The 26719-nt window shown below is 71.6% G+C and carries 26 protein-coding genes; 20 read left to right on the top strand and 6 right to left on the bottom strand.

Annotated elements, in window-relative coordinates:
• Window positions 1–5: 5 nt before the first annotated feature.
• The 11 genes from AB0N02_RS09405 to AB0N02_RS09455 all read left to right on the top strand — a co-directional run bounded on the left by AB0N02_RS09405 (window position 6) and on the right by AB0N02_RS09455 (window position 14053).
• Entirely contained in the window at window positions 6–830 is an 825-nt protein-coding gene (locus AB0N02_RS09405) for an IclR family transcriptional regulator (RefSeq protein WP_363944313.1), read from the top strand.
• A 360-nt stretch (window positions 831–1190) separates the two neighbouring features.
• Entirely contained in the window at window positions 1191–2681 is a 1491-nt protein-coding gene (locus tag AB0N02_RS09410; protein ID WP_363944315.1) for a sugar ABC transporter ATP-binding protein, read from the top strand.
• A 1-nt stretch (window position 2682) separates the two neighbouring features.
• Complete coding sequence (locus AB0N02_RS09415; RefSeq protein WP_363944317.1) at window positions 2683–3705, top strand: ABC transporter permease; 1023 nt, start codon at window positions 2683–2685, stop codon at window positions 3703–3705.
• 135 nt (window positions 3706–3840) lie between these two features.
• Complete coding sequence (locus AB0N02_RS09420) at window positions 3841–4911, top strand: sugar ABC transporter substrate-binding protein (RefSeq protein ID WP_363944319.1); 1071 nt, start codon at window positions 3841–3843, stop codon at window positions 4909–4911.
• A 62-nt stretch (window positions 4912–4973) separates the two neighbouring features.
• Window positions 4974–5846, top strand: coding sequence for an FAD binding domain-containing protein (locus AB0N02_RS09425; RefSeq protein ID WP_363944321.1), 873 nt, complete (start codon window positions 4974–4976; stop codon window positions 5844–5846).
• Window positions 5843–6361, top strand: coding sequence for a (2Fe-2S)-binding protein (locus tag AB0N02_RS09430; protein ID WP_363944322.1), 519 nt, complete (start codon window positions 5843–5845; stop codon window positions 6359–6361). Before AB0N02_RS09425 ends, AB0N02_RS09430 begins: the two co-directional genes overlap by 4 nt.
• 7 nt (window positions 6362–6368) lie before the next feature.
• Entirely contained in the window at window positions 6369–8771 is a 2403-nt protein-coding gene (gene cutA, locus AB0N02_RS09435; protein WP_363944324.1) for an aerobic carbon-monoxide dehydrogenase large subunit, read from the top strand.
• Window positions 8768–10279 carry an amidase family protein gene (locus AB0N02_RS09440; protein ID WP_363944326.1) on the top strand — a complete coding sequence of 504 codons (1512 nt, stop codon included), beginning with the start codon at window positions 8768–8770 and terminating at the stop codon, window positions 10277–10279. Before cutA ends, AB0N02_RS09440 begins: the two co-directional genes overlap by 4 nt.
• Window positions 10276–11523, top strand: coding sequence for a CoA transferase (locus AB0N02_RS09445; RefSeq protein WP_363944328.1), 1248 nt, complete (start codon window positions 10276–10278; stop codon window positions 11521–11523). The genes AB0N02_RS09440 and AB0N02_RS09445 overlap by 4 nt, the downstream gene beginning before the upstream one ends.
• On the top strand, window positions 11520–13082 hold the full coding sequence (locus AB0N02_RS09450; protein ID WP_363944330.1) for a carboxyl transferase domain-containing protein: 1563 nt from the start codon (window positions 11520–11522) through the stop codon (window positions 13080–13082). Before AB0N02_RS09445 ends, AB0N02_RS09450 begins: the two co-directional genes overlap by 4 nt.
• Window positions 13079–14053: an NAD(P)H-binding protein gene (locus AB0N02_RS09455; protein ID WP_363944332.1), complete on the top strand. Its 975-nt coding sequence runs from the start codon at window positions 13079–13081 to the stop codon at window positions 14051–14053. The genes AB0N02_RS09450 and AB0N02_RS09455 overlap by 4 nt, the downstream gene beginning before the upstream one ends.
• Here the strand turns inward: AB0N02_RS09455 and AB0N02_RS09460 are convergent.
• Window positions 14028–15032, bottom strand: coding sequence for an AraC family transcriptional regulator (locus AB0N02_RS09460; protein ID WP_363944334.1), 1005 nt, complete (start codon window positions 15030–15032; stop codon window positions 14028–14030). The two genes, AB0N02_RS09455 and AB0N02_RS09460, sit on opposite strands and share 26 nt — an antisense overlap.
• 139 nt (window positions 15033–15171) lie before the next feature.
• On the opposite strand from AB0N02_RS09460, the gene AB0N02_RS09465 reads away from it, so the two are divergent.
• The 3 genes from AB0N02_RS09465 (at window position 15172) to AB0N02_RS09475 (ending at window position 17838) form a co-directional block, all read left to right on the top strand.
• Window positions 15172–15993, top strand: coding sequence for an NmrA family NAD(P)-binding protein (locus tag AB0N02_RS09465; protein WP_363944336.1), 822 nt, complete (start codon window positions 15172–15174; stop codon window positions 15991–15993).
• Between the two features lie 98 nt (window positions 15994–16091).
• A complete protein-coding gene (locus AB0N02_RS09470) occupies window positions 16092–16508 on the top strand; it encodes a DUF4345 domain-containing protein (protein ID WP_363944338.1) in 417 nt (138 codons plus the stop codon).
• Between the two features lie 256 nt (window positions 16509–16764).
• Entirely contained in the window at window positions 16765–17838 is a 1074-nt protein-coding gene (locus AB0N02_RS09475; RefSeq protein ID WP_363944340.1) for a nucleotide disphospho-sugar-binding domain-containing protein, read from the top strand.
• A gap of 419 nt (window positions 17839–18257) precedes the next feature.
• On the opposite strand, the gene AB0N02_RS09480 is transcribed toward AB0N02_RS09475, so the two are convergent.
• The gene (locus AB0N02_RS09480; RefSeq protein ID WP_363944341.1) at window positions 18258–19397 is read right to left on the bottom strand and encodes a cellulose binding domain-containing protein; all 1140 of its coding nucleotides are present in this window, start codon (window positions 19395–19397) and stop codon (window positions 18258–18260) included.
• Window positions 19398–19616: 219 nt separating this feature from the next.
• Window positions 19617–20015: a TraR/DksA C4-type zinc finger protein gene (locus AB0N02_RS09485; protein ID WP_363944343.1), complete on the bottom strand. Its 399-nt coding sequence runs from the start codon at window positions 20013–20015 to the stop codon at window positions 19617–19619.
• Between the two features lie 294 nt (window positions 20016–20309).
• Between AB0N02_RS09485 and AB0N02_RS09490 the strand changes: the two genes are divergently transcribed.
• On the top strand, window positions 20310–20999 hold the full coding sequence (locus AB0N02_RS09490) for a GntR family transcriptional regulator (RefSeq protein ID WP_363944345.1): 690 nt from the start codon (window positions 20310–20312) through the stop codon (window positions 20997–20999).
• Between the two features lie 57 nt (window positions 21000–21056).
• On the opposite strand, the gene AB0N02_RS09495 is transcribed toward AB0N02_RS09490, so the two are convergent.
• On the bottom strand, window positions 21057–21218 hold the full coding sequence (locus AB0N02_RS09495; RefSeq protein ID WP_363944347.1) for a hypothetical protein: 162 nt from the start codon (window positions 21216–21218) through the stop codon (window positions 21057–21059).
• Here AB0N02_RS09495 and AB0N02_RS09500 point away from each other — a divergent pair.
• Window positions 21217–22188, top strand: a complete 972-nt coding sequence (locus tag AB0N02_RS09500; RefSeq protein WP_363944349.1) for a poly(3-hydroxybutyrate) depolymerase — start codon at window positions 21217–21219, stop codon at window positions 22186–22188. The two genes, AB0N02_RS09495 and AB0N02_RS09500, sit on opposite strands and share 2 nt — an antisense overlap.
• A gap of 56 nt (window positions 22189–22244) precedes the next feature.
• Here AB0N02_RS09500 and AB0N02_RS09505 read toward each other — a convergent pair whose 3' ends face one another.
• Window positions 22245–23021 (bottom strand): SDR family oxidoreductase, encoded by a 777-nt coding sequence (locus AB0N02_RS09505; RefSeq protein ID WP_363944351.1) that lies wholly within the window; start codon window positions 23019–23021, stop codon window positions 22245–22247.
• Between the two features lie 212 nt (window positions 23022–23233).
• Window positions 23234–23851, bottom strand: a complete 618-nt coding sequence (locus AB0N02_RS09510; protein ID WP_363944353.1) for a TetR family transcriptional regulator — start codon at window positions 23849–23851, stop codon at window positions 23234–23236.
• Between the two features lie 352 nt (window positions 23852–24203).
• Here AB0N02_RS09510 and AB0N02_RS09515 point away from each other — a divergent pair, with 352 nt between their 5' ends.
• The 4 genes from AB0N02_RS09515 to AB0N02_RS09530 all read left to right on the top strand — a co-directional run bounded on the left by AB0N02_RS09515 (window position 24204) and on the right by AB0N02_RS09530 (window position 26715).
• A complete protein-coding gene (locus AB0N02_RS09515) occupies window positions 24204–24995 on the top strand; it encodes an SDR family NAD(P)-dependent oxidoreductase (protein ID WP_363944355.1) in 792 nt (263 codons plus the stop codon).
• Window positions 24996–25201: 206 nt separating this feature from the next.
• A complete protein-coding gene (locus AB0N02_RS09520; protein WP_363944357.1) occupies window positions 25202–25564 on the top strand; it encodes an antibiotic biosynthesis monooxygenase in 363 nt (120 codons plus the stop codon).
• A gap of 165 nt (window positions 25565–25729) precedes the next feature.
• Entirely contained in the window at window positions 25730–26140 is a 411-nt protein-coding gene (locus AB0N02_RS09525) for a VOC family protein (protein WP_363944358.1), read from the top strand.
• A gap of 110 nt (window positions 26141–26250) precedes the next feature.
• Entirely contained in the window at window positions 26251–26715 is a 465-nt protein-coding gene (locus AB0N02_RS09530) for a helix-turn-helix transcriptional regulator (protein ID WP_363944360.1), read from the top strand.
• The last annotated feature ends 4 nt before the right edge of the window (window positions 26716–26719 follow it).

The following is a 26719-nucleotide window of genomic DNA, read 5'->3' on the forward strand; positions in this document are numbered from 1 at the left end:
GAAGAGTGGCGCGACGCACGGTGAAGGCGGAGGTTCCGTCCGAGCGTCCCAAGCCGACGCTCCAGGGAGTCTCCCGCGCGCTGCGTGTGCTCGAGCTGCTCGCCCGCCAGCCGATGCGGGCCTCGGAGGCCGCCGAGGCCCTGGGCATGTCCTGGGCGACGCTGCACCGCACGCTGTCGCAGCTGGAGGAGGACCAGTTCCTCGAGCGCGACAGCAACGGGATCTTCCGGATCGGCAGGCGTACCTGGCTGCTCGGCTCCACCTACCTGGTGGGGCACCGGCTGCTCGACCTCGCCATCCCGCTGCTGACCAGGGCATCGCAGGACACCCCGTTCGCGGTGTTCCAGCTGGTCGAGCGGAGCGAGGGCATCGCGGTCGTGCTCTACTCCCACGAGGCGCAGTCCGGCGAGATCATCACCAGGACGACGTACGGTCACCACTTCCCGCTGCACACCGGGTCCAAGGGGCATGTGCTGCTGGCATACGCCCCCCAGGACTTCATCGACCGATATCTGGCCGGTGACCTGGTCGGCCTGACCCCCGGCTCGATCACCGAGCCGGACCGGCTGCGCGAGGTGCTGACGACCGTCCGGCAGCAGGGCTTCGCGCGCACGGTCGGCGACGTGCAGACCTTCACCGGGTCGGTGTCGGCGCCGGTCTTCGACAGCACGGGCGAGGTGGTCGCCGCGATCTGCGCGGTGGTCTCCCGGACCCACCTCGACGGCGGCCAGCACGAGGCCGTCGTGATCGACGCGGTCCAGCGGCTGGGCCAGGCGCTGTCACTGGGCATCGGCTGGCAGCCGATGCGCAACCTCCGCCCCCAGATCTAGTGCCGTAGCCGGGGACGTTCACCGGGCCGGGCGCCGCTCACCGGCGCCGGTCCGCCCTGTGTGACCGCTCGCCGTACCGGCGCCCGTAAGCGGTGTCCAGTCTGGGGAACGGCGGTCGACTCGGGTTTCGGTCTGCCGTTTTTCGGGTCCGGCGTCTCTGGGGCACCGGGCTGCATCCGGCTGCCGAATATGGCTGCCGATGGTCACGCGTGGTGCTTCCGTGACCCCTGATCCTTCTGTTGGCCGGCGTCCCACTTATCACGGTTTGGAAGTTGCCCCTTGACACGGGTGACTTCCCAGCCAAGACTTCACATCACCGTCAGACGAACACCATATCCGCTAGGCGAATATTGAGGGACCATGCACGCCGTACTCGCCACGCTGGAATTGCGCAACGTCCAGAAATCCTTCCCCGGTGTGCGCGCGCTCAAAGACGTGTCACTCGCCGCACACCCCGGCCGCGTCCACGCGCTGCTGGGCGAGAACGGCGCCGGGAAGTCCACCCTCATCAAGGTCGCCTCAGGCGCGCTGCAGCCCGACGACGGTCAGATCCTGCTGAACGGTGAACCGGTCCGGCTCACCCCGCGCTCGGCCAAGGCCGCGGGCCTGCGGGTCCTGCACCAGGAACGCCAGATCGCACTGACCCGGTCGGTGGCCGAGAACGTGCTCCTCGACCTGCCGACGCGCGGCAGGTTCGGCCTGGTCACCGCGCGCGGCATGGCCCGCGAGGCCGCCGAGCGGCTCGCCCGGGTCGGAGCCGACCTCGACCCGTACGCACCCGCCTGGACGCTGACGGTCGCCCAGCTGCAGTTGCTCGAACTGGCCCGCGCGGTGTGCGCCGACGCCAGGTGCATCATCATGGACGAGCCCACGGCGAGCCTGCACCGGGCCGAGATCGAGCAGCTCTTCTCGGTGGTGCGCCAGGTCAGGGACAGCGGAATCGCCGTCGTGTACATCAGCCACCACCTGGACGAGGTGATGGAGCTCGCCGACGACTACACCGTGCTGCGCGACGGGTCGAAGGTCGCCGGCGGGCTCGTCTCGGACGTGACGACGGGACAGCTCGTCAGCCACATGTTCGGCGACGAGGTCTCGCTGCGCCGCGAGGACGTGCACGAGGGCGGCACCGTCGCCGGAGACGTCGCGATCGAGCTGGACCGGGTGAGCTTCGGCGGAGCCGTACGCTCGGTGAGCCTGAAGGCGCGCCGCGGTGAGGTCCTGGCCGTCACCGGGGCCGTCGGCTGCGGCAGCCGGGAGCTCGCCCACCTGATGGCCGGGGCGCTCAAGCCCACCTCCGGCACCGTCCGCATCCTCGGCGCGAGCCGCGCCAACCGCCGCGCCGCGGCCCGCGCGGGGGTGGGCTTCCTGCCCGCCGACCGCAAGCGCGAGGGACTGATGCTCGACCGGTCGATCGTCGACAACGCCCTGCTCGCCGAGAACGGCATCACCCGCGCGCCGCTGTTCGACCCGCTGTCGGCCGCGCGCCGGACGGCCGACGTCTGCGGACGGCTGTCGGTCAAGCTCTCCGACGTGCGCGCCCCGATCCGCGGGCTGAGCGGCGGCAACCAGCAGAAGGTGATCCTGGCCCGCTGGCTGCGGGTCGACAGCCAGGTACTGATCCTCGACGAACCGACGGCGGGCGTCGACATCCCGTCCAAGTCCGAGATCTACCGGCTGCTACGACAACACGCGGCCGAGGGCCGCGCGGTGGTGCTGTTCTCGACCGAGTACCAGGAGATCAGGTGCGTCGCCGACCGCGTCGTGGTCATGCGGGACGGGCGCGTCGCCGGGGAGATCGACGGCGAGGACGCCACCGAGCATCGGATTTTCGAGATGGAGCTGGGGGCCTGACATGCAGACCACCGAGATGACGAAGACGCACCGGCCGCGGCCGGCCGCACCGGGCCGGCGGCTCACCCCCGCCGTCCGCGAGCACCTCTACGTCTACCTGCCGCTGCTGGCCATCCTCGTCGGCCTGTCGGCCGTCGCCGCGGCCAACAACGGCGCGTTCCTGTCGGGCACCAACATCGAACGGATGCTGGTCGCCAGCTCGGTGCTGGGCGTCCTCGCGGTCGGCCAGACCTTCCTGCTGGTCGGCGGGCAGCTCGACCTCTCGGTCGGCAGCCTCGTCTCGCTCGGCAGCGTGATCACCGCCAAGCTGGTCATCGGGAACGTTCCAGACGTCGTCGCGGTGCTCGCCTCGATCGCGGTCGGGGCCGCCGCCGGAATCCTGTGGGGGCTGCTCGTCTCCCTGCTCCGGGTCCCGCCGTTCATCCTGACCCTCGGCGGGCTGGCGGTCTTCGCATCCGTCGCGCTGACCATGGCCAAGAGCACCCCGATCGCGCTGCCGACGGGGCTGGAGTGGCTGCAGAGCGGGAGCCTGCTCGGTCTGCGGACGCCGACCCTGATCTGGCTGCTCTGCCTGATCGCCGGCGGCGTGCTGCTGCACTTCACCCGGTTCGGCCGCAACGTCTACGCGCTCGGCGCCAACGAGGAGGCCGCGTTCCTGTCCGGCGTCGCGACCACCCGCACGAAGATCATGATCTACCTGATCAACGGCGCCCTGTCCGGGCTGGCCGCGGTGATCATCACCGGGCGGGTCAGCGCGGGTGACCCGAGGGCCGGTGTCGGCCTGGAGCTCATGGTGATCGCCGCGATCGTGCTCGGCGGCTCGTCCCTGGCGGGCGGGCGTGGCTCGATGCTCGGCAGCATGCTCGGCGTGCTCGTCCTGGGCGTCGTCACCAGCGCCCTGACCTTCCTGAACGTGCCGGACTCCTACGACCAGTTCGTCTTCGGCGCGATTCTGATCGCCGCGGTCTCGGTGACGGCCGTGGCGGAGGTCCGCCGCCGCCGCCGGGTCCGTCTCCGGACCTGAGCCGGCCCCCGTCCTCTCCCGGCCGGCGCCCCGTGGCTCCCGGCCCGACACCCCCTCCGCCCCTCCCCCGGCGACGCACTCCGATCGCCGTACCTCACCCCCCACACCAGCCGACGGCAACCCATTGGAGTCATCATGATCCAGAAAAACCCCGTACCCGGGGTTCCCGCGGCCATCAACCGCCGCTCACTGCTCACCGGCGCCGCCGCGCTCGGCGGCCTCGGCCTGCTCGTTCCCGTGCTGAGCGCGTGCGGCTCGTCGGAGGAACCGGCGGCCAAGCCCGGCTCCGGCGCCGCTTCCGGCGGCGCCGTCGGCGCGGGCAAGATCATCGGCGTCTCCCTCAACGGTCTCGTCGAGTACACCAAGTACGTCGCCGAGGGCATCGCCAAGGCGGTGGACGGCACCGGATACAGCCTGAAGATCGTGCAGGCCAACTTCGACGTCCAGACCGAGCTGAAGAACCTGGAGAGCCTGATCTCCCAGGGGGTCGCGGGACTGGTCGTGCTGCCCAACACCGTGGACACGGTACTGGCCGGGGTGAAGCAGGCGAAGGCCGCGGGCATACCGACCGGCATCGCGCTGTGGGCCGCGCCGGGCCCGCTGGACGAGCACGTGCAGGGCGTCTCCTTCGTCGACTCCATCGGGGGCGGCGGCATGATCGGCGACTGGCTGAAGAAGAACGGCAAGCCGGGCAAGGTCGTGGTCGTGCAGGGCGTGGTCGGCCAGGGGTTCTCCGAGCGGATCGACCAGGGACTCGACGCCTCCCTCGCCGGCAGCGGTTTCGACGTCGTGGTCAGGGAGCAGGGTTACTTCGACCGGAGCAAGGCCGTCGGGGTCGTCGAACGCGCCCTCCAGGCCCACCCGGACACCACCACCATCGTGTCCTACGCCGCCGCGATGGGCGACGGCATCGCCGCCTACCTGAAGCAGAACAACCTGACCGGCATCACGCACGTCACCAGCGACGCCGACGCCGAGATGCTGCAGTGGCTCGGCACCCCGTACCTGGCCGCCACGCGGTACTACTCGGCCGCCGAGACCGGGACGCTGGCCGCCAACGCGGTGCGCGCGGCGATCGAGGGCGGCACTCCGACCTTCAAGAACACGGTGTTCCAGGACATGATGACCAGCGAGAACAAGGACAAACTACTGGCCAGGGCACCGCTGAACCATCCTCAGTTCGAGAGCGTGCTGACCGGCCTGTGACCACGGTGAGCGACAAGACGGGCGACACGGCCCCGACCACCCGACCCTGCGAGGTGTGACCGGTGAAACCATCCAGTTTTAGATACGCGGTGCCGACGACGCTGCGGGCGGCCATCGACATCCGCGCGGGCGCCGAGGACTCGGTCATCCTCGCCGGCGGCCAGAGCCTCATCCCGACCATGAACTTCCGGCTGGCCAACCCCGAGGTCGTCATCGACCTGCGCAAGCTCGACGAGCTGAACTACCTGCGGGTGAGCGGCGGGATGGTGCGGATCGGCGCGATGACGCGGCAGCGGGTGGTCGAGGAGAACACCGAGGCACTGGCCGCCAACCCGCTGATCCGGGAGACGCTGACCAACGTCGCGCACCCGGCGATCCGCAACCGCGGCACGGTCGGCGGCAGCCTGGCCCACGCCGACCCCTCGGCGGAGCTGCCCACGCTGCTGACCACGATGCGCGGCGTGCTGACCGCGCAGGGCCCGTCCGGCCGCCGGTCGATTCCGGCGTCGGAGTTCTTCGAGTTCATCTTCACCACCTCGCTCGAACCCGACGAACTACTGGTCGAGGCGGCGGTACCGGTGCTGGAGCCGGGCGAGGGATGGGCCTTCACCGAGTTCGCGCGCCGGCACGGCGACTACGCGGTCGCCGGGGTCGCCGCGACGCTGCGGGTCGGGCCGGACGGCCTGATCTCGCACGCGCGGCTGGGGGCGTGCGGCATCTCCACGGTGCCCGCGCTGCTCACCGACTGCGAGGACCTGCTGACCGGGCAGGCGCCGACCGCCGAGCTGTTCGCGGCGGCGGGGCGGCTCGCGCGTGACGCGGTGACCGTCTCCGACGACAGCGCGACGACCAAGGCGTACCGGCAGCACGTGCTCGCCGGTCTGGTGGACCGGACTCTGAAGACGGCGATGACGAGGGTGGGTGTTCCGCGATGAGCGAGGCGACGGTGTTCGAACCGGATGAGCCGGTTGTCATCGAGGTCGAGGTGAACGGGCGGCCGGTCAAGGCCGAGGTGCCGACCCGGATGCTGCTCAGCGACTTCCTGCGGCAGCGGCTGGGGCTCACCGGCACCCACGTGGGCTGCGAGCACGGGGTCTGCGGCGCGTGCACCGTGCACATCGACGGCAGGCCCGCCAGGTCCTGCCTAACCCTGGTGGCCCAGGTCGACGGGCGGGCGGTCCGCACGGTCGAGGGGCTCGCCGACGCCGACGGAACCCTGCACCCGGTACAGCGGGCCTTCAAGGAGTGCCACGCCCTGCAGTGCGGGTTCTGCACGCCGGGCTTCATGATGGCGGTCGCCGGCCTGCTCGACGAGCGCGGCGACCTCCAGTCCGCCGACGACGAGACGATCCGCGAGGAGATCTCCGGAAACGTCTGCCGCTGCACCGGTTACCTCAACATCGTCTCCGCGGTCAAGCGCGCCGCGGAACTCACCAACGAGAAGGGGTGACGGCGGAATGTCCACCCGGCAGTTCGGCGCTCGTGTGCAGCGCAACGAGGACGACAGGCTCATCCGGGGCAAGGGCCGCTACGTCGACGACATCCCGCTGAGCGGCGCCCTGCACGGCGCGTTCGTGCGCAGCAGCGTCGCCCACGCCCGGATCACCGGCGTCGACGTCTCCAGGGCGGCGGCGCTGCCCGGCGTCGTGAAGATCTACACGCACGAGGACCTCGGCCCGCTGGACGTGCCGATGCCGCTGCTCATCCCGCACCCGTGCATCACCCATGGCCGTACCCAGTACCCGCTCGCCCGCGACGAGGTGTTCTACGTCGGCCAGGCGATCGCGTTCGTCGTGGCGGAGGACCGCTACATCGCCGAGGACGCGGCGATGCTCGTCGAGGTCGGCTACGAGACCCTGCCGGTCGAGGTCGACTTCGAGCGGGCCGCCCAGCCGGGCGCCCCGCTGGTCCACCAGGACGTCCCCGGCAACATCGCGGCCCACCTGGTCCAGGAGAGCGGCGACGTCGCCGCGGCCTTCGCGGCGGCCGACCACGTGACGTCGATCAAGGTGCGGGTGGACCGGAGCACGGCCGCCCCCATGGAGTGCCTGGCGACGGCGGCGCGCTGGGACGAGGTGACCGGCGAGCTGATCGTATGGGACGGCACGCAGGCGCCGATCGGCCTGCGCGGCGCGCTGGCGAGCCTGTTCGAGCTTGACGAGCACCGGGTGCGGGTGATCGCGCCGGACGTCGGCGGCGGTTTCGGCCCGAAGATCCACTTCCCGTACGCCAACGAGATCCTGGTGCCGCTGGCGGCCCGCGAGCTCAACCGCCCGGTCAAGTGGATCGAGGATCGCTCGGAGAACTTCGTGCACATGACGCACGAGCGCGGCCAGATCCACGAGATCGAGCTCGCGGCCACCAGCGACGGCACGGTCATCGGGCTGCGCAACACGTTCCTGCACGACACCGGGGCCTTCATCCCGTACGGCATCGCCGTCGCGCAGGTCGCGGCCTGCCAGATCGCCGGGCCGTACCGCATCCCGAACGTCCTGGTCGAGTTCTCCTGCGTCTACACGCCCACGGTCCCGGTCACGCCGTACCGGGGCTGCGGCAGGCCGCAGGCGAACTTCGCGATCGAGCGGGCGATGGACCAGCTCGCCGAGGAGCTCGGGCTCGACCGGTTCGAGGTGCGCAGGCGCAACTTCATCCAGCCGGAGGAGTTCCCCTACACCCGCCCGAACCTGATCTTCGCCGACGGCCTGGCGGTCACCCACGACTCCGGCGAGTACGAGCAGGCGCTCACCGCGCTGATGGACGCGCTGGACCTCGACGCCTTCAAGAAGGAGCAGCGGGCCGCCTGGGAGCAGGGCCGCTACCTGGGACTGGGACTGTCCTTCTACGTCGAGGGCACCGGGCTCGGCCCGTACGAGGGCGGGCACGTCCGGATCCACCCGATCACCGGGAAGATCTTCGTCAACACCGGCCTGACCACCCAGGGGCAGGGCCACGAGACCGTGTTCGCGCAGATCGTGGCCGACCAGCTCGGCGCGGCCGTCGAGGACGTCATCGTCGTCGAGGGCGACACCGGCGTCTACGACTGGGGCGTCGCCACCTTCGCCAGCCGCGCCGCCGTGGTCAGCGGCAGCGCCATCCACAAGGCCGCGGTGCTGGCCCGCAAGCAGGTGGTCAACGCCGCGGCGAACATGCTGGAGGCCAACCCCGACGACATCGAGCTGGCCGGCGGCCGGGCGTTCGTCATCGGCTCGGCGAGCGAGGGGGTGACCCTCGCGGAGATCGCGACCGCCAGCAACCCGCTCCGCTACGCCTTCAACAAGGCCTCCGAGCGGGCGACGCAGTTCGCCCCCGCCGCGCGCAACGACGGACCGGCGCTGGGCGCGGGCGCGCACCCGGGCATCGAGGCCACCGACTACTACGCGCCGCCGCACGCCACCTGGGCCTACGGGGTGCACGGCGCGATCGTCGAGGTCGACCCCGCCACGTACGGCATCAAGGTGCACCGCTACGTCTGCGTGCACGACTGCGGCAACATGATCAATCCGATGATCGTCGAAGGGCAGATCGCCGGAGGCGTCGCCCAGGGCATGGGCGGTGCCTTCTACGAGAAGCTCGACTACGACGAGGAGGGCGCGCTGCGCAACGCCAGCTTCATGGACTTCCTGATCCCGTACGCGACCGAGATCCCGAAGGTCGAGATGATCCACCAGGAGACGCCGTCCCCGCTCAACCCGCTCGGCATCAAGGGCGTGGGCGAGGCGGGGACCATCCCTGTGGCGCAGGTGATCGTGTCGGCCGTCGAGGACGCCCTGCGTCCGCTGGAGGTGCCGCCGTTCCGGATGACCCCGCTCAGCCCGTCACTGATCCACGCCCATGTCGCCGAGTCCATGGACGACCGGTGACCACGGCGTCCCGGCGGCGGACGGGCCCCGCGCTGCCGGATCTGTCCGCCGTCGACCTGGCGGCGCTGCTGCGTCACGGCGAGGTCTCGGCCACCGAGGTGCTGGAGGCGCACCTGGCCCGCGTACACGAGCGGAACCCGGCCGTCAACGCGGTGTGCACGCTCAGCGAGGAGCGCGCCCGCGCCGAGGCGCGCAGGGCCGACGAGCGGCGGGCGCGCGGGGAGTACCTCGGCGCGCTGCACGGCCTGCCCATCCTGCACAAGGACCTGATCGAGACCGCGGGTGTGCGGACCACCTACGGGTCGGCCGCCTATCGTGACCACGTTCCCGACCGGGACGCGCTGGTCGTCGAGCGGGCTGCGAGCGCCGGGGCCGTACTGCTGGGCAAGACCAACACACCGCAGTTCGGCACCGGCGGGCACACCAGCAACCGGCTGTTCGGCACCACGCGCAACCCGTACGATCCGGCACGCACCGCGGGCGGCAGCAGCGGGGGATCGGCCGCGGCGCTCGCCGCCGGGATGGCCCCGCTGGCGACCGGCACCGACATGGCGGGCTCGCTGCGCATCCCCGCGGCGTTCTGCAACGTCGTCGGCATGCGGCCGTCCCCGGGCCGGGTGCCGTGGATTCCGACGCCGATGGCCTGGTTCCCCTACGTCACGGTCGGCCCGATGGCCCGTACGGTCAACGACCTGGCGCTGCTGCTGTCGGCGACCGCCGGGCCCGACGAGCGGGCCGCCATCGCCATCGAGACCGGCGGCGACCGGTTCGCCCCACCGGTCAACGCGGCGGTCTCCAAGCTCCGGGTGGCCTGGGCACCGGGGATCGCCGGGCTGCCGGTGGACGCGGAGGTGCGGGCCGTACTGGACCGTCTCGGCCGGGTCGTCGCCGGGCTCGGCGCCGAGGTGGTCGAGGCCGAACCTGACCTGACCGGCGCGGACGAGGCGTTCCGCACCTGGCGGGCCTGGTACTACGCCACCAACTACGCCACGTTGCTGCGTGAGCGTCCCGATGTCCTCGACGACTTCACCGCCGCGAACACCCGCGAGGGCCTGGCCCTGAGCGGCGCGGACCTCGGCAGGGCCGAACTGCTGCGCACGACCCTGCAACGGCGGACGGCGGAGTTCTTCGCCGCCCACGACATCCTGGTGATGCCCTGCGTGCCGGTCGCGCCGTTCGGCGCGGACTCCTGGCATCCGGAGACGGTCGGCGACTCCCCCATGGGCTCCTACCTGGACTGGATGCGTCACCTGTACTACATCACCGCCACCGGGCTGCCCGCGCTGAGCCTGCCGGCCGGGTTCACCGGCGACGGGCTGCCGGTCGGGGTGCAGATCGTCTCCGGCCCCCGGCGCGACCTGGAGGTGCTGCGGTTCGCGCGCGCCCTTGAGGAGGCGACCCGGTTCACCGACCGGCGCCCGCCCGCGACCGTATCCACCGGCACATCCACCGGCACGTCCACCGACCGGCGTCCGGGCACGACCGTCACGGAAGGAGCCACCCGATGACCGGACCGCTGGACGACGTCGTGGTCCTCGACCTCTCCCGGGCACTGGCCGGGCCGCACGCGGGGATGATGCTGGGCGACCTCGGCGCCCGGGTGATAAAGGTGGAGAACCCGGACGGCGGGGACGACACCCGGAGCTGGGGACCGCCCTTCGTCGGCCCCGACGAGGCGCCGGAGTCGACGTACTTCCTCAGCTGCAACCGGAACAAGGAGTCGATCACCCTCGACCTGAAGTCGGACGAGGGACGCGAGACGCTCACCCGGCTCATCCGGCACTCGGACGTCCTGGTGGAGAACTTCCGCACCGGCGTGCTGGACCGGCTGGGGTTCCCGATGACCCGGCTGCACGAGATCAACCCCCGGCTGGTGATCCTGTCCATCACCGGCTTCGGCCACGACGGCCCGGAGGGCGGCCGCGCCGGATACGACCAGATCGCGCAGGGCGAGGCGGGCCTGATGTCGCTCACCGGGTCCGACGAGCCCACCCGGGTCGGCGTGCCGATCGGCGACCTGCTCGCCGGCATGTACGGCGCGTACGGCGTGGTCGCCGCCCTGCACGAACGCGACCGCACCGGCAGGGGCCGGGTGGTCAGGACCAGCCTGCTGGCCGCGATCGTCGGGGTGCACGCCTTCCAGGGCACCAGGCACACGGTCGCCGGGCAGACACCGGCCCGCACCGGCAACCACCATCCCTCGATCTGCCCGTACGGGCTCTTCCGGTGCGCGGACGGCATGCTGCAGGTGGCCGTCGGCTCGGAGTCGCTGTGGCTGAGGTTCGCCGAGGAGTTCGGCCTGCCGGCGCACGCCGACGGATACGCCACCAACGGCCAGCGGGTGCGCAACCACGAGGCGGTCAACGAGGCGGTCAACGCGGCGTTCGCCGGCCTGAAGCTCGACGACCTGCTCGCCCGGCTCGCCGCGTGCGGCGTGCCCGCGGGCGAGGTGCGCGACCTCGACCGCGTCTACTCCTGGGAGCAGACCAGGTCCCAGGGGCTGCTGCTCGACGTCGAGCATCCGACCCTGGGCGACATCGTGCTGCCCGGTCCCCCGCTCAGGTTCGACGGCGGCGCCCGCGCCGAACACCTCCCGCCGCCCACACTCGGCCAGCACAACGAGTCCGTCCGGGCCTGGCTCGACGAGATGGAGGGCGGCGGCGCGAAGGCGTCCGCCCGGACCGGTGCGGCGGAGGCCGACGAGACGGACACCGCCGAGATGGAGGCCGTCCGGCCGGAAGGAGTGCCATGACCGCCCGCCCGAACTCGGCCGAACTCGTCGAACGGGTCCTGGACCGCGGGAGCTGGATCTCCTGGGACCGCCCCGTCGTCGACCCCCCTTGCACCGACGAGCCCTATCGCGCCGCGCTGGCCCGGGCCAGGCGGGCCAGCGGGCTGGACGAGGCGGTCGTCACCGGGGAGGGGACGATCAGGGGCCGCAGGGTGGCGGCCGTCATCGGGGACTTCCGGTTCATGGCGGGCTCGATCGGGGTCGCGACGGCGGAGCGGATCGTCGAGGCGGTGCGCCGCGCGACCCGGGAGGGCCTGCCGCTGCTGGCCGCGCCGGTCTCCGGCGGCACCCGCATGCAGGAGGGCACCGTCGCCTTCGTGCAGATGATCGCCATAACGGACGCCATCGCGGCGCACCGGGCCGCGCGGCTGCCGTACCTCGTCTACCTGCGACATCCCACGACCGGCGGTGTCCTCGCCTCCTGGGGGTCGCTGGGGCACATCACGGTCGCGGAACCCGGGGCGCTCATCGGATTCCTCGGTCCCCGGGTGTACGAGGCCATCCACGGCGAGGAGTTCCCCTCCGGCGTGCAGACGGCGGAGAACCTCTACGAGCACGGCCTGGTCGACGCCGTCCTGCCGGTCGGCCGGCTCGCCGAGCTGGCCGACCGGGCGCTCGGCGTGCTGTGCGGGCCGGCCGGCGCGCCGCCCGGCGGGACATGGCCGACGACGACCGGCGCCGGCACGCGCGGCGGCCGGGAGGAAAAGGCCGGCGCGGAGACGCGGGACACCCCGGCGTGGGAGTCGGTACGGCGTTCGCGCCGCCCCGACCGGCCCGGTGTCCGGGCGCTGCTGCGGTACGGCGCGACCGACGTCGTCCGCCTCAACGGCACGCAGGAGGGAGAGACCGGCGGCACCCTGCTGCTCGCGCTGGCCCGTTTCGGCGACGCCCCGTGCGTGGTCCTCGGCCAGGACCGCGCCCACGCCCGGCAGGACCGCCCCTTCGACCCCGGCGGTCTGCGCGCGGCGCGCCGCGGCATGCGGCTGGCGCAAGAGCTGGGACTGCCGCTGGTCACGGTCATCGACACCGCGGGCGCGGCGCTGTCCAAGGAGGCGGAGGAGGGCGGCCTGGCCGGTGAGATCGCGCGCAGCCTCTACGATCTCGTCACCCTGGAGTCCCCGACCCTGTGCGTGCTGCTCGGTGAGGGGACGGGGGGCGGGGCGCTGGCGCTGCTGCCCGCCGACCGGATCGTCTCCGCGCAGCACGCCTGGCTGTCACCACTGCCACCCGAGGGAGCAAGCGCCATCCTGTACCGGACGACCGAGCACGCCGCCGAACTGGCGGCGTCCCAAGGCATCCGCTCGCTCGACCTGCGCGAGCACGGCATCGTCGACCGGATCGTCACCGAGTCGCCGGACGACCACGAGGACTTCCTGCGCCGCCTCGGCGACGTGATCACGACGGAGCTCCTCGGCCTGATCCCGATCCCGGCGGCGACCCGGCTGGCCGAGCGCCGTCACCGTTTCCGCGAGCTGGGCCGCCGGGCCCGTCCCGTGGGAAGTCACGGAGGTGGCCGGTGAAGCCGCACGCCCCCGTGACCACCACCGACGGGACCACCGGAACCGCCGAGACCTCCCGGAGCCCCGGGGCCACCGGGCGGACCCTCGCCGCCTCCGAGACCTCCCGGAACTCCGGGGCCACCGGGCGGACGGTCGTCGTCACCGGGGCGGCCGGGGCCACCGGGCGTGCCGTCATCGCCGCCCTGGCCGATCGCGGGGTGTCGGCGACCGCCCTCGTCCACCGGGCCGGGCAGATCCCCTCGGCGCTCGCCGCCGGTGCGGGGCGGGCGGTCGCGGTCGAGCTCACCGACCGGGCGGCGCTGGCGGACGCGATCGGCGGCGCCGGCGCGCTCTACCATGTGCCGCCGAACATGCACCCGGACGAGGACGGAATCACCCGCTCGGTGATCGAGACCGCGCAACGGTGCGGGGTCGGCCGGTTCGTGCTGCACTCGGTGCTGGCACCCCATCTGCCCGCCATGCCGCACCACCTGCGCAAGGCGGAGTCCGAGGCCGTCCTGAGATGCTCGGCCCTGACGTGGACGATCCTGCAGCCCGGCTGGTACGCGCAGAACCTGCTGGCCCACCTGCCGAGCGCCCGGGCCGAGGGCGTCATCCGGGTGCCGTACTCGGCGTCGGCTCCCTTCACCCCGGTCGACCTCGCCGACGTCGCCGAGGCCGCGGCCGCGGTACTGACCGGGACGGGTCACGAGTTCGCCTGCTACGAGCTGAGCGGCCCGGCCACGCTGAGCACGCACGAGATGGCCGAGGTCGTGGCCGGACTGCTCGGCGTCCCGGTCCGCGCGGAACGACAGTCCGTCGCACACTGGCGGCGGAGCACGCCGGGGCCGATCCCCGACGGGTTCGAGCCGATGTTCCGGCACTACGACCGGCACGGGCTCGTCGGAAACCCCTCGGTGCTGGCGATGCTCCTCGGCCGCTCCCCCACCGATCTGCGCGCCGTCCTCACCCGCCGTCTCGGTGTCCCGTGACGGCCTCAACTCGCGGTACGGCCGGCTCGGCGGCGGCCTGACGGGCGCTCCCCGGCGACACGCCGAAAGCACGTTTGAACGCCCTGCAGAACGCCGCCTCGGACTGGTAGCCGAAGCGGCGGGCGACGGCAGAAAGCGGCTCCCGTGTCCGCTGAAGGTGGGTGCGGGCCAGCTGCATGCGCCATTGGGCGAGGTAGCGCATGGCTGGTTCGCCGACCAGATCGGTGAACCGCGCCGAGAAGGCCGAGCGCGACATGCCGGCCTCCCTCGCGAGCGAGGCGACGCTCCACTCCTGTTCGGGCGCACGGTGCATCGCCGTCAGCGCCCGCCCCACCTGTTCGTCGCGCAGGGCGGCCAGCCAGCCCTGGTTCGCCTCGGGCGCCGAGTCGAGCCAGGAACGGATCGCCTGGATGACCAGGATGTCGGCGAGCCGGGTGATGACGGTCTCGCCGCCCGGCCGCAGGGCGAGGGCTTCACGGGAGATGAAGCGGAGTGTGCTGTGGAGCCAGCCGGCGTCGTCGTCCCAGGTGTCGATCTGCAGGACCCTGGGCAGCTGACCGACGAGACGCTGGGCCACCACGTGGTCGAAGCGCACCACGCCGTAGGTGACGTGCGTGAGGTCCCCGCCGCCGCCGTGGCGCATGATCTCGTACCGGTCGCTCACCTGCTCGACCGGTATGTCGAAGAGCGGTTCGGTGCCGGCCTGCGGGCCGCTTCGCAGGCGGTGCGGGGTGCCGTGCGGAATCAGCGTCAGACTGCCCTGCCGGAGCAGGCGTGGCTCGGTCCCGTCGACCTCGAGCAGGCAGTGGCCCGCGGTGACGACCTGGAACGTCATGACCCCCTCGAGCTCCGGCACCTCGACTCCCCAGGGCGCGGTCAGCTCGGCACGGCAGTAGAGGGTGCCCGTGAGCCGGAGCAGGTGCAGGGCCTCGCCGAGAAGGTCGGCGGAGGGCGGGAACGGGCGGGCGGCGCTCGGCATGGACGCCATCGTGTCATCGCCGCTGATCAGACGTCCACAAGGCTGGACGAACGGCAAACAGAACCGGACTTCTTACTATTGTGAGTCCACTCAGGCCGCATCAGGATGATCCCATCGTCAACCCGAGGAGCTCGGAACCATGCGGCAACCCCCCGTTCTCGTCATCGGCTCGACCGGAAAAACCGGCCGGCGGATCGTTCGCAAGCTCACGGAGCTCGGCCACGAGGTCAGGGGGGCCTCGCGGCGCTCCGACCCGCCCTTCGAGTGGGAGAACCCGTCGGCCTGGCCGGACGTCCTCCGCGGCGTCGGATCCGCCTACGTCTCGTTCTTTCCCGACCTCGCCGCGCCCGGCGCACCGGCCGTGATCGAGACGCTCACCTCGTGCGCGGCCGAAGCGGGCGTCAGGCGGCTGGTGTTGCTGTCCGGGCGAGGCGAACTCAACGCTCAACGCTGCGAGAGGATCGTCCGCGAGTCCGGCCTGGACCACACGCTCGTCCGGGCGAGCTGGTTCGCACAGAACTTCGACGAGGGCCACCTCCTCGAGTCGGTGCTCGACGGCGTGATCGCGCTGCCGGCAGGCGACGTCGGCGAACCGTTCGTCGACGTCGACGACATCGCCGACGTCGCGGTCGCCGCGCTCACCGACGACCGCCACTCCGGCCGGCTCTACGAACTCACCGGACCGCGGCCGCTGACGTTCCACGAGGCCGCGGCGGAGATCTCGAAGGCCGCGGGCCGGAAGGTCGAGTACGTCGACATCCCACCGGAGCGGTTCCACGCCGCCCTCACCCAGAGTGCCGGGCCGGACTACGCCGATCTGCTCACGGCTCTCTGCGTCGAGGTGTTCGACGGGCGGAACGCCTCGCCGGCGTACGGCGTGCAGGAGGCCCTCGGCCGTGAGGCCCGCGACTTCGCCGACTACTGCCGTACCGCGGCCGCGTCCGGTGTGTGGAGCCGGTGAGCCCGTCCTCGCACGCGGACGGGAGACGACTTTCTTCCGGCTTCCGGCGGGACCTCCACCGCGCGGAACGACTCACCCATCCAGAGGGAACGGAAAGCATGCGCAACGCGAAACCGCTGAGGTTCATACTGGTCCTGTCCGGCCTGGTCGTGATCGGAATCGGCGCGGCGAGCCTGTTCACGCCCGTGGCCTTTCACGGGGTCAACGGCATCGAACTCGGCGGCGACGCCGGCCTGCTCAGTGAGACACGGGCCGCGGGCGGCGCACTGCTCGCGACCGGTGTGCTGATCACGCTCGGCGCGTTCGTCTCACGACTGGCGTTCACCGCCACGGCCGTCGGTGCCGTGATCTACCTCTCCTACGGCCTGTCCCGCGTCCTGAGCATCGCGCTGGACGGCATGCCGTCGAACGGGCTCGTGCTCGCGACCGTGCTGGAGGTGGTCATCGGGGCGGCGTGCGCCTTCGCCCTCGTGCGGTACCACCGGGGCGGCGCGGAAGCGGGGCGCCCCGAGTGACCTCGCCAGGAAGCCGAGGGGAGGTGGGTGAGGAACCGGCACAACGAGAGCACGGCCAGGCGCCCCTCCGCTCGATCGGCCGGGATTCGCGGAAAACCCCGTCGGCCACCCCTTGATCGGCCAGGTCACCTTCGATTGACTTGACACCGGAAAGGCAAGGTCAGGAAAGACAGGATGTCAACGGACAGAGGGGACCTGTCAGACAATGCACGTGCTTTTCGTACCTGCCCCGGGGATCGGTCATGTGTTTCCGCAAGTGCCGCTCGCATGGGCCCTCCGCCTGGCCGGACACGAGGTCACCTTCGTCGCCGGAGGGGACGGCCTGGCGGCTCGCGACGCCGGGCTGATCACACTGGACGCCGTGCCCGGCCTCACCACGACGCAGATGATCGCCGGCTTCATGCGCGACAGGCCGGAGCTCCTCGAGGCGATGCACGACACGACCGCCGAGGAGATGCGCAAGCGCCTGCCGCTCGCCATCGCGCTGTGGGACCGCTACGTCGACGGACACGTCAGGCTCGCCGAACGGATCCGCCCCGACCTGGTGGTCTACGACCCGATATTCGCCGCCGGACCGGTGGCCGCCGCCAAGCTGGGCGTGCCGTGCGTCGCGCACAGCTTCGGGATGATCCGCTTCGAACCGGAGCTGTTCCGCGAATCGCCCGCCGACGAGGCGTTCCAGCGGCACGAGGTGGCGATCCCCGAGGGGATCGAGACGATCGACGTCGTCCCGCCCAGCCTGCTGGAGGGGCCGCCGTCGAGGTGGGCGACGCGCTATGTGCCCTACAACGGCGGCGGGGTGCTCCCCGAGTGGCTGCTCGACCCGGACGACCGGCCCCGGGTCGCGATCACCCTGGGCACGGTGGTGCCGGAGACGCACGGGGTCGGCGAGTTCAAGCGGATCATCGCGGCGGCCGAGGCGGTGGACGCGCAGTTCGTCGTCACCGTCGGCAACAAGGACACCTCCGAACTGGGCGAGCTTCCGCCGAACGTGCGCGTGACGGGCTGGGTGCCGCTGGGCGCGCTGCTCCGCCACTGCGCCGCGGCCGTCCACCACGGCGGTTCGGGCACCGCGCTGACCTGTTCCGCGATGGGGGTGCCGCAGCTCATCCTGCCGAACGGCGCCGACCGGCACATCAACGCCGACACGCTGAGCGGCCGGGGCAGCGCGCTGAGCGTACGGGCCGAGGAGCTGGACCCCTCGGCGATCGAAACGCTGCTGACCGACCACAGCCTGCGCTCGGCCGCGGAGGAGGTCAGGACCGAGATCGAGGCGCTGCCGACACCGGCCGAGGTGGCGTCCCAGCTGGCGGAGACGTACGGGAGGTGAGTAAGGGGAGACGTCCGGGAAACACGGGGCGCGCGCCGGCCCGGTGACCGGACGTGTCCCCCGGCGCCGGTACGGCGACGGCACTCGACGCGATCGGTGAAAGCGCCGCCCACCGGCGCCGATCCGCTCCGTCCCACTACTCGCCGTACCGGCGCCCGGAACGACCGCGAACCGGGCGAAGACACGCACCCCCGGTCCTGGGGCAGACGGCGCGCCCTCACCGCACCGGGCCGGAGGCGGGCGGCGCGGCTCGCCGCCCCGGGGGCTTTTCTGGAGTGGACGCCGTGCCGGGCAACCCGGTCACCTCCGCCGCCCGGCCGGGCGGGCGGAACCGCGATCGCGGCCCGCCCTCCGACGTTCCGTCCCGTGGACGCGCTCTGGCCGGGCAACGGTGTGTGAGCCGTGCCGGCCGGGCGCGGTCAGTCGACGGCGCAGGTCCTTCCGTTGAGGGCGAAGCTCACCGGGGCGGGCTGGGTGCCGCTGTAGGAGGCGGTGAACCCGACCTGGGTCGTCGAACCGGCGGGGATGACCTTGTTCCACTGCCTGTTCGTGCCGCTGAGCCGCGAGCCGGTCTGGGTCCAGTCCGCGGACCAGCCCGAGGTGAGATGCACGGCCGACGCCGGGTAGTCGACCGTCAGCGTCCAGCCGTCGATCGCGGTCGTGCCGATGTTGCGCACGGTGATCTCCGCGTTCAGCAACGAACTCCACGTCGCCGCACGGTACGACACCGTGCATGTCGGGCTCGGGGTGGGGAGGCCCTCCCTGGCGAGAGCGGACAGCGGGTCGGACGGCAGGCTGAGGTTGTCCGCCGCGTCCTTGGCCACCACGACGTAGTTGTAGCGCTGCCCGATGACCAGGCCGGGTTCGGTGAAGTTCAGGACCCCGGACGCGGAGATCGTACCGACCTTGGCGTAGGCCGTCGCGGTCTCGCGGTAGACGTCGTACGCCGTCACCGCCACGTTGTCGGTCGACGGCTGCCAGCAGAACGTGACGCCCCGGTAGTCCTGCAGGCAGGCGTCGCGCAGGCCGGTCGGCTTGGACGGGGGCACGTGGTCACCCGGCTGGGGGCTCGGCGAGCCGGTCGGGGTCATCCCGGTCAGCGCGGCCACCGTGATCAGGGCGGAGGGCGGGCTGACGTTCCCGGCCGCGTCCTTGGCCACGACGTACATCGTGTACAGGCGCCTCAGCTCGCCCGAGAAGCCGCCGATCGTGCCGGTCGTGGTGTTGGCGAAGACGAAGCCGCCGGCGTCCAGGCGGTACAGGTCGTAGCCGACGACCCCGGTGTCGTCCGACGAGGCGTCCCAGCAGATGGAGGCGTAGCCGTACTCGACGGGGGCGAGCGGCACCGGGCAGGGCCTCAGCCCCGTGGGACGCGTCGGTGGTCTGGTGTCGTCGGCCGCCTTCACCGCGGCGGCCACGTACGCGGTGTCTCTCGACGGGACGGCGGCCAGGGCCGCCTCTCCCGCCGGGCCGATCGCCAGCACGGCGGTCAGTAACGCCAGGGTGATGAATCCGAGGGTGAGGAGAACCGCCCCGGAGGCTCGTCTGCCGAGTTGCATGATGCCCCTATCGAATCGCTACGGCGTGTGTCCCCCCCCCCGCGGCGATTGTGGAGCATTTTTGACTTTCCGTAAAGTCGCGACTTTGCAAGTATGAAAAAACGCAGGTTAGCGGTGGCGGATACGCCGGCGCGGCCGCACGGATACCCGGTGCATCTCGACCGGAATACGAAATCGAAGACGCGCCTCCCGCCATACGGGCACGGCGGCCCCGCGCTCTCACCCCTGTCGGCGACCGCCCGGTCCGGCGCACCGGACGCAGGTCACCGCCACCGGCCGCGCTCGCAGACGCTCGACGGGGATGGGCTCCCCGCAGCGCTCGCAGATGCCGTAGCCGCCCCGCCCCAGCCGTTCCAGGGCGTGCTCCAGACTGCCCAGGTGGCCTCTGGCCTGGTCGAGCAGGGCCTGGACATGGGCACGCTCGAACGCGATGGTGGCGCCCTCCGGGTCGTGTTCGTCATCGGTGGCCACCAGCGCGGAGGACCCGACGATGTCGTCCCAGGCGCGCATCAGCATCTCGATCCGCGTCACCGTGCTCGCTCGCTCCGCGGTGAGAAGCTCCCGCAAGGCCGCCTTCTCCGGAGCGGAGAGGGCATGGACCGGCCGCTCGGCCATCATCCGACCAGGCTACGCCCCGGCCGGACGGACACACCCGCCGGCGTCGGGGCTCCCCGGCCGACCTGCGTGCCGCCGGCCGGGACGGCGAGTTCCCCGCCCGCTACCTGGCGACACGGAGCTGACCCCGCGCCGATCGGTGCCCCGCGGCATCGTCTCCGGGTGATTCGCCACCATGGATCGGCGGACCGAAAACCAAGTATGAGCGGACCGAAAACCGAACACGACTCGCGTCGGCCGCCGTTTACAACGAAAGACACATTGACGGTGAAACTCATAAAGTGAACTATTCACTTCATGAGTCACGGCGAGCAGTCGCTGTCGGAGCGCTTGGCGGACGGCATCGTCGAGATCATCCACAACGAGCGACTGGGACCGGGCGACGCGCTGGCCTCCTCACGAGAACTGGCGCACCGCCTGGAGGTCACCATTCCGACGCTACGTGAGGCGCTGCGCCGGTTGGAGGCCACCCAGGTGGTGGAGTTCCGGCACGGATCGGGCACTTACGTCGGTCCGGGCATCGAGCGCAGGGTCGTGGTCAATCCGCATCTTCCCCACAGCGGCCGCGAGTCGGTGCTGGAGCTCGTCGAGGCACGTCTCGTCCTGGAGCCGGCGATCGCGGCGGCGGCCGCGCGGGCCCGGGTTCCCGACGCCGTCAGGCAGATGGAGACGTCGTCGAACAACGCCCTGTACCCGCCGAAGGAGGCCCTCCGTCGGGCCCTGCACTTCCATGTCGCCCTGGCGGCGGCCAGCGGCAACGCACTGCTGAAGGAGACCATCGAGGCGCTGTTGCACATACGGGCGCGTGAGCAGGTCGAGATCCGGCACCGGTGCAACGACCGCGTCCGGGACCACACCGAGCACGTGCGGATCTTCGAGGCCGTACGTGACGGCGACGCGACGGCGGCCGAGCGGCTCACCCGCGAGCATCTCACCGCGATCCGAGACGTGATCATGGCGGCCGACTTCCCCGGAGAGGAGGGCTGAGCCGCCAAGGAGGCCAGGCCGTCGCCGGAGCGGCGGTCGCCCACGTAGCCGCCTTCGTCAGGCCCTGGCTCGGCGCCTGATCCCTGCTATCCCACCGCTCGCCGGCGTGCCGTCGCACGTACGGCTGTGAGTGCTGCACCGAAATCCGAACGGCCACGCACGGACCACGACCACGACCACGACCACGACCACGACCACGACCACGACAGGAGCCTCCATGAGAGTCACGAGATCTCTTCTGCGCACCCTCACCGCGACGGCGGCCACCGGCCTGCTGGTGCTGGGGAGCACGCTCGCCCCCACGTACGCCACGGCCGCCGCCCGGACCGTCTCCACGTCCCCCGGCTGCGGCACGCCGGCCCCGCAGACGCCCGGCACGAGCGTCCTGCGCTCCCTGACCAGCCAGGAAATCACACGGACCTACCAGCTGCACCTGCCCGCGGGCTACACCTCCCAGCAGTCCTGGCCGGTGGTCCTCGCCTTCCACGGGCGCGGCGGCACCGGCGCGGAAATGGAGGGGTTCTCCAAACTCTCCACGCTTCCCGCCATCGTGGCCTACCCCAACGGCATCATCGGCACCGGTGGCGGCAACCGGCAGGCGTGGCAGGGCGCGCCCTACGCGGCAGCCGGCGTGGACGACGTCACCTTCACCTCCACCCTGCTGAACACCCTGGAGAACAGCCTCTGCGTCGACCAGCGACGGGTGTACGCCACGGGCAAGTCCAACGGCGGCGGGTTCACCGGGCTGCTGGCCTGCCGCCTGGCCGACCGGATCGCGGCGATCGCGCCGGTGGCCGCGGCCTTCTATCCCGGTACCGGCGACAACTGCAGTCCCTCCCGCGCCGTCCCGGTCATCGACTTCCACGGAACGGGCGATAGCACCATCCCCTACGACGGAAACGTCGACCGGGGCCTGCCCGCCATCCAGGACTGGGTCTTCGCGTGGGTGGTGCGTGACGACTGCGCCAGGCGGGCCTCCCACCAGAGCATCGCCCCCGACATCTCGATCTCCCTGTGGGGGAACTGCACCGGGGACGCGGAGGTCGAGCACGTCGCGGTCGCCGGGGGCGGCCACACCTGGCCGGGTGCCGACGTCGACAGCGGCGGCAGCGGCGATACGACCACCCAGACCATCGAGGCGCACGAAGTCCTGTGGGACTTCGTGCTCCGCCACCAGCTGCCCAGCTGACCTCCGGCACCCGGCGCGGTGATCTCCGGCGGCCCGGCCCGCCGGGCCGGGACGGATCAGTAGACCTCGGGGCCGCGGAGAACGGCTTCGGCGCCGCCGTCGAGGTAGATGACCTGGCCGGTCATGTGGGAGTTGGCCGGGGACACCAGCCAGCGCAGCGCCTCGGCGACGACCTCGGCGGTCGCGTACCCGTTCAGCGGCATGGGGACCGCCTTGTCCATGATCGCGCGCATCGCCTCGTTCTCGAACAGCGGTGCCGACATCGGTGTGAGGACGACTCCCGGCGCCACCGCGTTGAGCGGGATCCCGCTGCCCGCCCACTCGGGGGTGACCGCGCTACGGCGCAGCCAGCGGGCCAGCGCGGACTTCGAGGACGGGTAGAGCCTGTTCCCCTCCCCCCGCTCCACGACCTCGTCCGCCAAGGCGAGCGCGGCCGGCTCGTCGTCGTCGAGGCAGGCCGCCACCACGCCCGGGTCCGCCGGTTGCGTACCGGAGATGGAGCCGACCACGACCGCGCGAGGCCGGTCCGCGGCGGCGAGCGCCGGGCGCAGTCCCTCCAGCAGGGCGGTCACCCCGAAGAAGTTCACCTTGACGGTCAGCGGGGTCGGGCCGGAGACTCCCGCGCAGGCGACGATCCCGTCCAGCACGCCGCCGGACGACTCCAGCACCGACCGGACCGCCAGCTCGCGCCCCTCCGGGGTGGCGAGGTCGGCGTTCACCTCCGCGTCCCTGAGATCGATTCCGATCACTTCGTCCCCCTGCGCGCGCAGCAGATGCGCGAGGGCCTGCCCGATGCCCGATGCCGTTCCGCTCACGGCGATGCGACGTTTCACGGCATTGCTCCCGGTCGTCGTTTCAGGTGCGGGATCCGCCGTCGACGCGGGCGCGCCGGCGGTGGGGTGAGGCTACGGTATCCGTACCCCGGCGCGGCGAGGGGAACGGTCCCGGTCAGCGGGAGACACGGGCCACCGTCGGCACCGGAGTGGCACCGGGACGACACCGGACAGGCCGGCGGGAGGCCGGGCCGGGCGTGGAGCGGCGGAGGTCAGCCCTTGCCGACGTTGGAGCGCGGGGCCAGCAGGAGCCTGCAGGCGAGCCGGATGTCGGCCTCCGCGTCCGGCATGGAGAGCCTTCCGTTGAGGCTGGCCTGCAGGCCGCCGTACCAGCACTGCATCAGGAGCCGGGTCAGCGTGATGTCCTGGACGGTCGGGGTCTCGATCCCGAGGGTCTTGAGGATGATCTCGCGGAAGGCGGTGTCGATCCGGCCCGCGTCGGTGATCGTGGCGGCGTTGGCCGAGCTCGACGACTGCATCATCGCGATCGCCAGGGCGGGCCTGCGCAGCAGCTGCCTGGTGGCGTTGACCAGCACCTCGTAGACCGCGTCCTCCGGGCTCGTGCCGGGTTTGGGGCGCGGGGCGGTCTCGTTGAAACGATCTATCTGCTCGGCCATGACCGCGGTGAACAGATGGGTCTTGGAGGGGAAGTAGCGGTACAGCGTGCCGATCGCGACGCCCGCGGCCTTGGCCACCTCGTGCATCTGGACGCGTTCGAGCCCCTTTTCGGCGGCGATATGGGACGCCGCCCGGAGAATGCGCACGTGCCGAGCTCGCTGCTCGGGTGAGCTCGGCTCGGCCGGCGGCCTGGCCTCGGCGATTCTCGGCACGGTCTCTCCTGGAGAGTGTGTTCGATGTCGACAAAACAATACACAGGGGTGAGCACGGACAAGTTGATTACCGATACCGGTGAGTGGGACGCGTGAGCCGCCGCCGTACGGGCTGCGGTTACCTGGGGGTCGGCCGCGACTTCTTTGGAGGATGTCGATCGCCTCGGTCACCCGCTCCGGCGCGCGGACCTGGTCCCGGCGGGTGCGCAGCCTCAGCTCCATCGGGATCTCCTCACGGCGACCGCTTCCCCACCTGCGAGGCGCTGCGGAGATCAATCGGCCTGGCGGCGCTGGACGGCACCATCCCCGTGCCGGACAACCGGCCGGCGGCCCCGGACCAAGGAGAAAGCTCATGATCGACAAGAACGTGTACGGCCCCTGGGCCGTGATCGCGGGCGGGTCGGAGGGGGTCGGCGCATCGTTCGCCGACCTGCTGGCCGATGCCGGGGTCAACTCGGTGCTCATCGCCCGCAAACCGGGCCCGCTCGAGGAGACCGCGAAGCGGATCAGGGCGAAGGGGGTCGAGGTGCGCACCGTCGAACTCGACCTGCTCAGCCCCGACGCGCTCACCACCATCCGCGCGGTGACCGACGGGCTGGAGGTGGGCCTGCTGATCTTCAACGCGGGAGCCAACAGCTACGGCAACGAGTTCGTGACCTCGGACCTGGACCGGGTCCACGGGGTCATCGACCTCAACGTCACCGCCCAGCTCGCGCTGTCGCACCACTTCGGCGCGCTGATGAAGGAGCGAGGCCACGGCGGGATCATGCTGGTCGGCTCGCTGGCCGGCTACATGGGCCAGGCCCACATGAGCATCTACGCCGCCGCCAAGGCGTTCGGCCGGATCTTCGCCGAGGGCCTGTGGCTGGAGCTGAGGGAGTACGGCGTGCACGTGCTCGAACTGGTCCTGGGCATCACCCGCACCCCGGCCATGGAACGGGCGGGCCTGCGCATGGACCTGCCGGGCCTCAACGTCGCCGAGCCCGAGGACGTGGCCCGCGAGGGGCTGGAGCACCTGGCGGACGGCCCGGTGTGGGTCGCGGGCGGCAACCGGGCGACCGCGGAGAAGCGCAGCGGCTTCCCCCGCGCCGAGCTGGTCAGCGGTGCCCACGAGTCGACCAGGCGTCTGCTCGGCCGGAGCTGAGACGGCCCGAGCTGAGACGGCCCGAGCTGAGACGGCCCGTTCGCCGGCGGCCCCGCCAAAGCCCGGTCCTTCTCCCGGCCGGGCTTCGGCGGCACGCGGGGCCGCGCTCCTCCCGTCCGCACGCGCTTGATCTCAAGCCTGGTTGAGGTTGCAGGATGAGGGGCCAGGGCCCCAAGGGCCGCACACGACCGTGAGGGAGCGCGTACGTGAGCACGGACCCCGGTTTCTACTCGATCATCGACTACACCGTCGACGGCGCCGACACCCAGCGTGAGCTGGTGGAGGCCTTCGCCGAGATCCAGGAGCGGTGGGTGCGTTTCTACCCCGGCTACCGGTCGGCGCGCCTGCACGTGAGCACCGACGGCACCCGTGTGTACAACATCGTGCACTGGGCGAGCGAGGCGGACTACCGCAATTTCGTGGAGACCTCCGACACCGAGGGCCGGTGGGCCGCCCTCCAGGAGGCGCTCAACGGCCTGTCCGGCAAGGCCGAGGCGCGCATGAGCGGTCCCCCGACCTACGTCGTCGTCCGCGAGGTCGGCCCCGGGCCACAGCGGGTCGGCCCCTGACACCGGCCGGCACGACACGGGCACGAGCGGCCCGCATCCGGAGGCCGTCTCCCCCCGTCAGGGGTGGAGGCGGCTTCGACGTGCCCACCGCGGGAGGAACCGTCCGGCCGGACCGATCAGGATTCGAGAAGCACAGGTCAGCGGGCCATGGATAACGTGACAGCCATGGACATCACCATTCACACGAGCTTCCTCCCGCATGACGACCCGGACGCCGCCCTGGCCTTCTACCGCGACGCCCTCGGCTTCGAGGTGCGCAGCGACGTCGGGCAGGGCACGATGCGCTGGATCACGGTCGGTCCCGTCGGCCAGCCCGGAACGTCCATCCTCCTGGCGCCTCCGGCCGCCGACCCCGGCGTCACCGAGGACGAGCGCCGCACCATCGTCGAGATGATGGCCAAGGGCACCTACGGCTGGATCCTGCTGGCCACCCGGGACCTCGACGGGACCTTCGAGAAGCTGCGGGCCGGTGGCGCCGAGGTCGTCCAGGAGCCGACGGAGCAGCCGTACGGCATTCGCGACTGCGCCTTCCGCGATCCCGCGGGCAACCTGGTCCGCGTCCAGGAGCTTCGCTGAGCCGTCCGGCGAGCGATTCGGCCGTGATCACCACCGGCTCCCCCTCTCACCGGCGAGCGCCCCGCCATGCGGCCCAGGTGCTCGCGGACATCGACGAAAGGAGTTCTCCCATGTGTCATCCCGCGTGGGGGCGCGCGCTCACCACGGCGCAGCGCCTGAACGATCTCGCGCGGTTGCGCCGCGTCCGCGACCGGATCGACCGGGAGTACGCGCAGCCGCTGAACGTCGAGGCGCTCGCCCGCGGCGTGAACATGTCGGCCGGGCACCTCAGCCGCCGGTTCCGGCTCGCCTACGGCGAGTCGCCCTACAGCTACCTGATGACGCGGCGCATCGAACGCGCGATGGCGCTGCTGCGCCGCGGCGACCTCAGCGTCACCGAGGTCTGCTTCGCGGTCGGCTGCTCGTCGCTGGGCACCTTCAGCACCCGTTTCACCGAGCTGGTCGGCATGCCGCCCAGCGTCTACCAGCGCCGCACGGCGGACGCCGGGGCGGAGATGCCGGCGTGCGTGGCGAAACAGGTGACGAGACCGGTCAGGAATCGAGAAGCGCAGGTCATCGAGCCACAACTAGCGTGATGGT

It is taken from the genome of Streptosporangium sp. NPDC051022, from assembly GCF_040683035.1.
Lineage (GTDB): Bacteria > Actinomycetota > Actinomycetes > Streptosporangiales > Streptosporangiaceae > Streptosporangium.

What these genes read in the sequence shown, in the direction of transcription:
- AB0N02_RS09410 (WP_363944315.1), top strand. Translation starts at nt 1,191, where the DNA reads ATGCACGCCGTACTCGCCACGCTGGAATTGCGCAACGTCCAGAAATCC.
- AB0N02_RS09415 (WP_363944317.1), top strand. Translation starts at nt 2,683, where the DNA reads ATGCAGACCACCGAGATGACGAAGACGCACCGGCCGCGGCCGGCCGCA.
- AB0N02_RS09420 (WP_363944319.1), top strand. Translation starts at nt 3,841, where the DNA reads ATGATCCAGAAAAACCCCGTACCCGGGGTTCCCGCGGCCATCAACCGC.
- AB0N02_RS09430 (WP_363944322.1), top strand. Translation starts at nt 5,843, where the DNA reads ATGAGCGAGGCGACGGTGTTCGAACCGGATGAGCCGGTTGTCATCGAG.
- cutA (WP_363944324.1), top strand. Translation starts at nt 6,369, where the DNA reads ATGTCCACCCGGCAGTTCGGCGCTCGTGTGCAGCGCAACGAGGACGAC.
- AB0N02_RS09445 (WP_363944328.1), top strand. Translation starts at nt 10,276, where the DNA reads ATGACCGGACCGCTGGACGACGTCGTGGTCCTCGACCTCTCCCGGGCA.
- AB0N02_RS09450 (WP_363944330.1), top strand. Translation starts at nt 11,520, where the DNA reads ATGACCGCCCGCCCGAACTCGGCCGAACTCGTCGAACGGGTCCTGGAC.
- AB0N02_RS09460 (WP_363944334.1), bottom strand. Translation starts at nt 15,032, where the DNA reads ATGCCGAGCGCCGCCCGCCCGTTCCCGCCCTCCGCCGACCTTCTCGGC.
- AB0N02_RS09465 (WP_363944336.1), top strand. Translation starts at nt 15,172, where the DNA reads ATGCGGCAACCCCCCGTTCTCGTCATCGGCTCGACCGGAAAAACCGGC.
- AB0N02_RS09470 (WP_363944338.1), top strand. Translation starts at nt 16,092, where the DNA reads ATGCGCAACGCGAAACCGCTGAGGTTCATACTGGTCCTGTCCGGCCTG.
- AB0N02_RS09480 (WP_363944341.1), bottom strand. Translation starts at nt 19,397, where the DNA reads ATGCAACTCGGCAGACGAGCCTCCGGGGCGGTTCTCCTCACCCTCGGA.
- AB0N02_RS09485 (WP_363944343.1), bottom strand. Translation starts at nt 20,015, where the DNA reads ATGATGGCCGAGCGGCCGGTCCATGCCCTCTCCGCTCCGGAGAAGGCG.
- AB0N02_RS09490 (WP_363944345.1), top strand. Translation starts at nt 20,310, where the DNA reads ATGAGTCACGGCGAGCAGTCGCTGTCGGAGCGCTTGGCGGACGGCATC.
- AB0N02_RS09500 (WP_363944349.1), top strand. Translation starts at nt 21,217, where the DNA reads ATGAGAGTCACGAGATCTCTTCTGCGCACCCTCACCGCGACGGCGGCC.
- AB0N02_RS09495 (WP_363944347.1), bottom strand. Translation starts at nt 21,218, where the DNA reads ATGGAGGCTCCTGTCGTGGTCGTGGTCGTGGTCGTGGTCGTGGTCGTG.
- AB0N02_RS09515 (WP_363944355.1), top strand. Translation starts at nt 24,204, where the DNA reads ATGATCGACAAGAACGTGTACGGCCCCTGGGCCGTGATCGCGGGCGGG.
- AB0N02_RS09525 (WP_363944358.1), top strand. Translation starts at nt 25,730, where the DNA reads ATGGACATCACCATTCACACGAGCTTCCTCCCGCATGACGACCCGGAC.
- AB0N02_RS09530 (WP_363944360.1), top strand. Translation starts at nt 26,251, where the DNA reads ATGTGTCATCCCGCGTGGGGGCGCGCGCTCACCACGGCGCAGCGCCTG.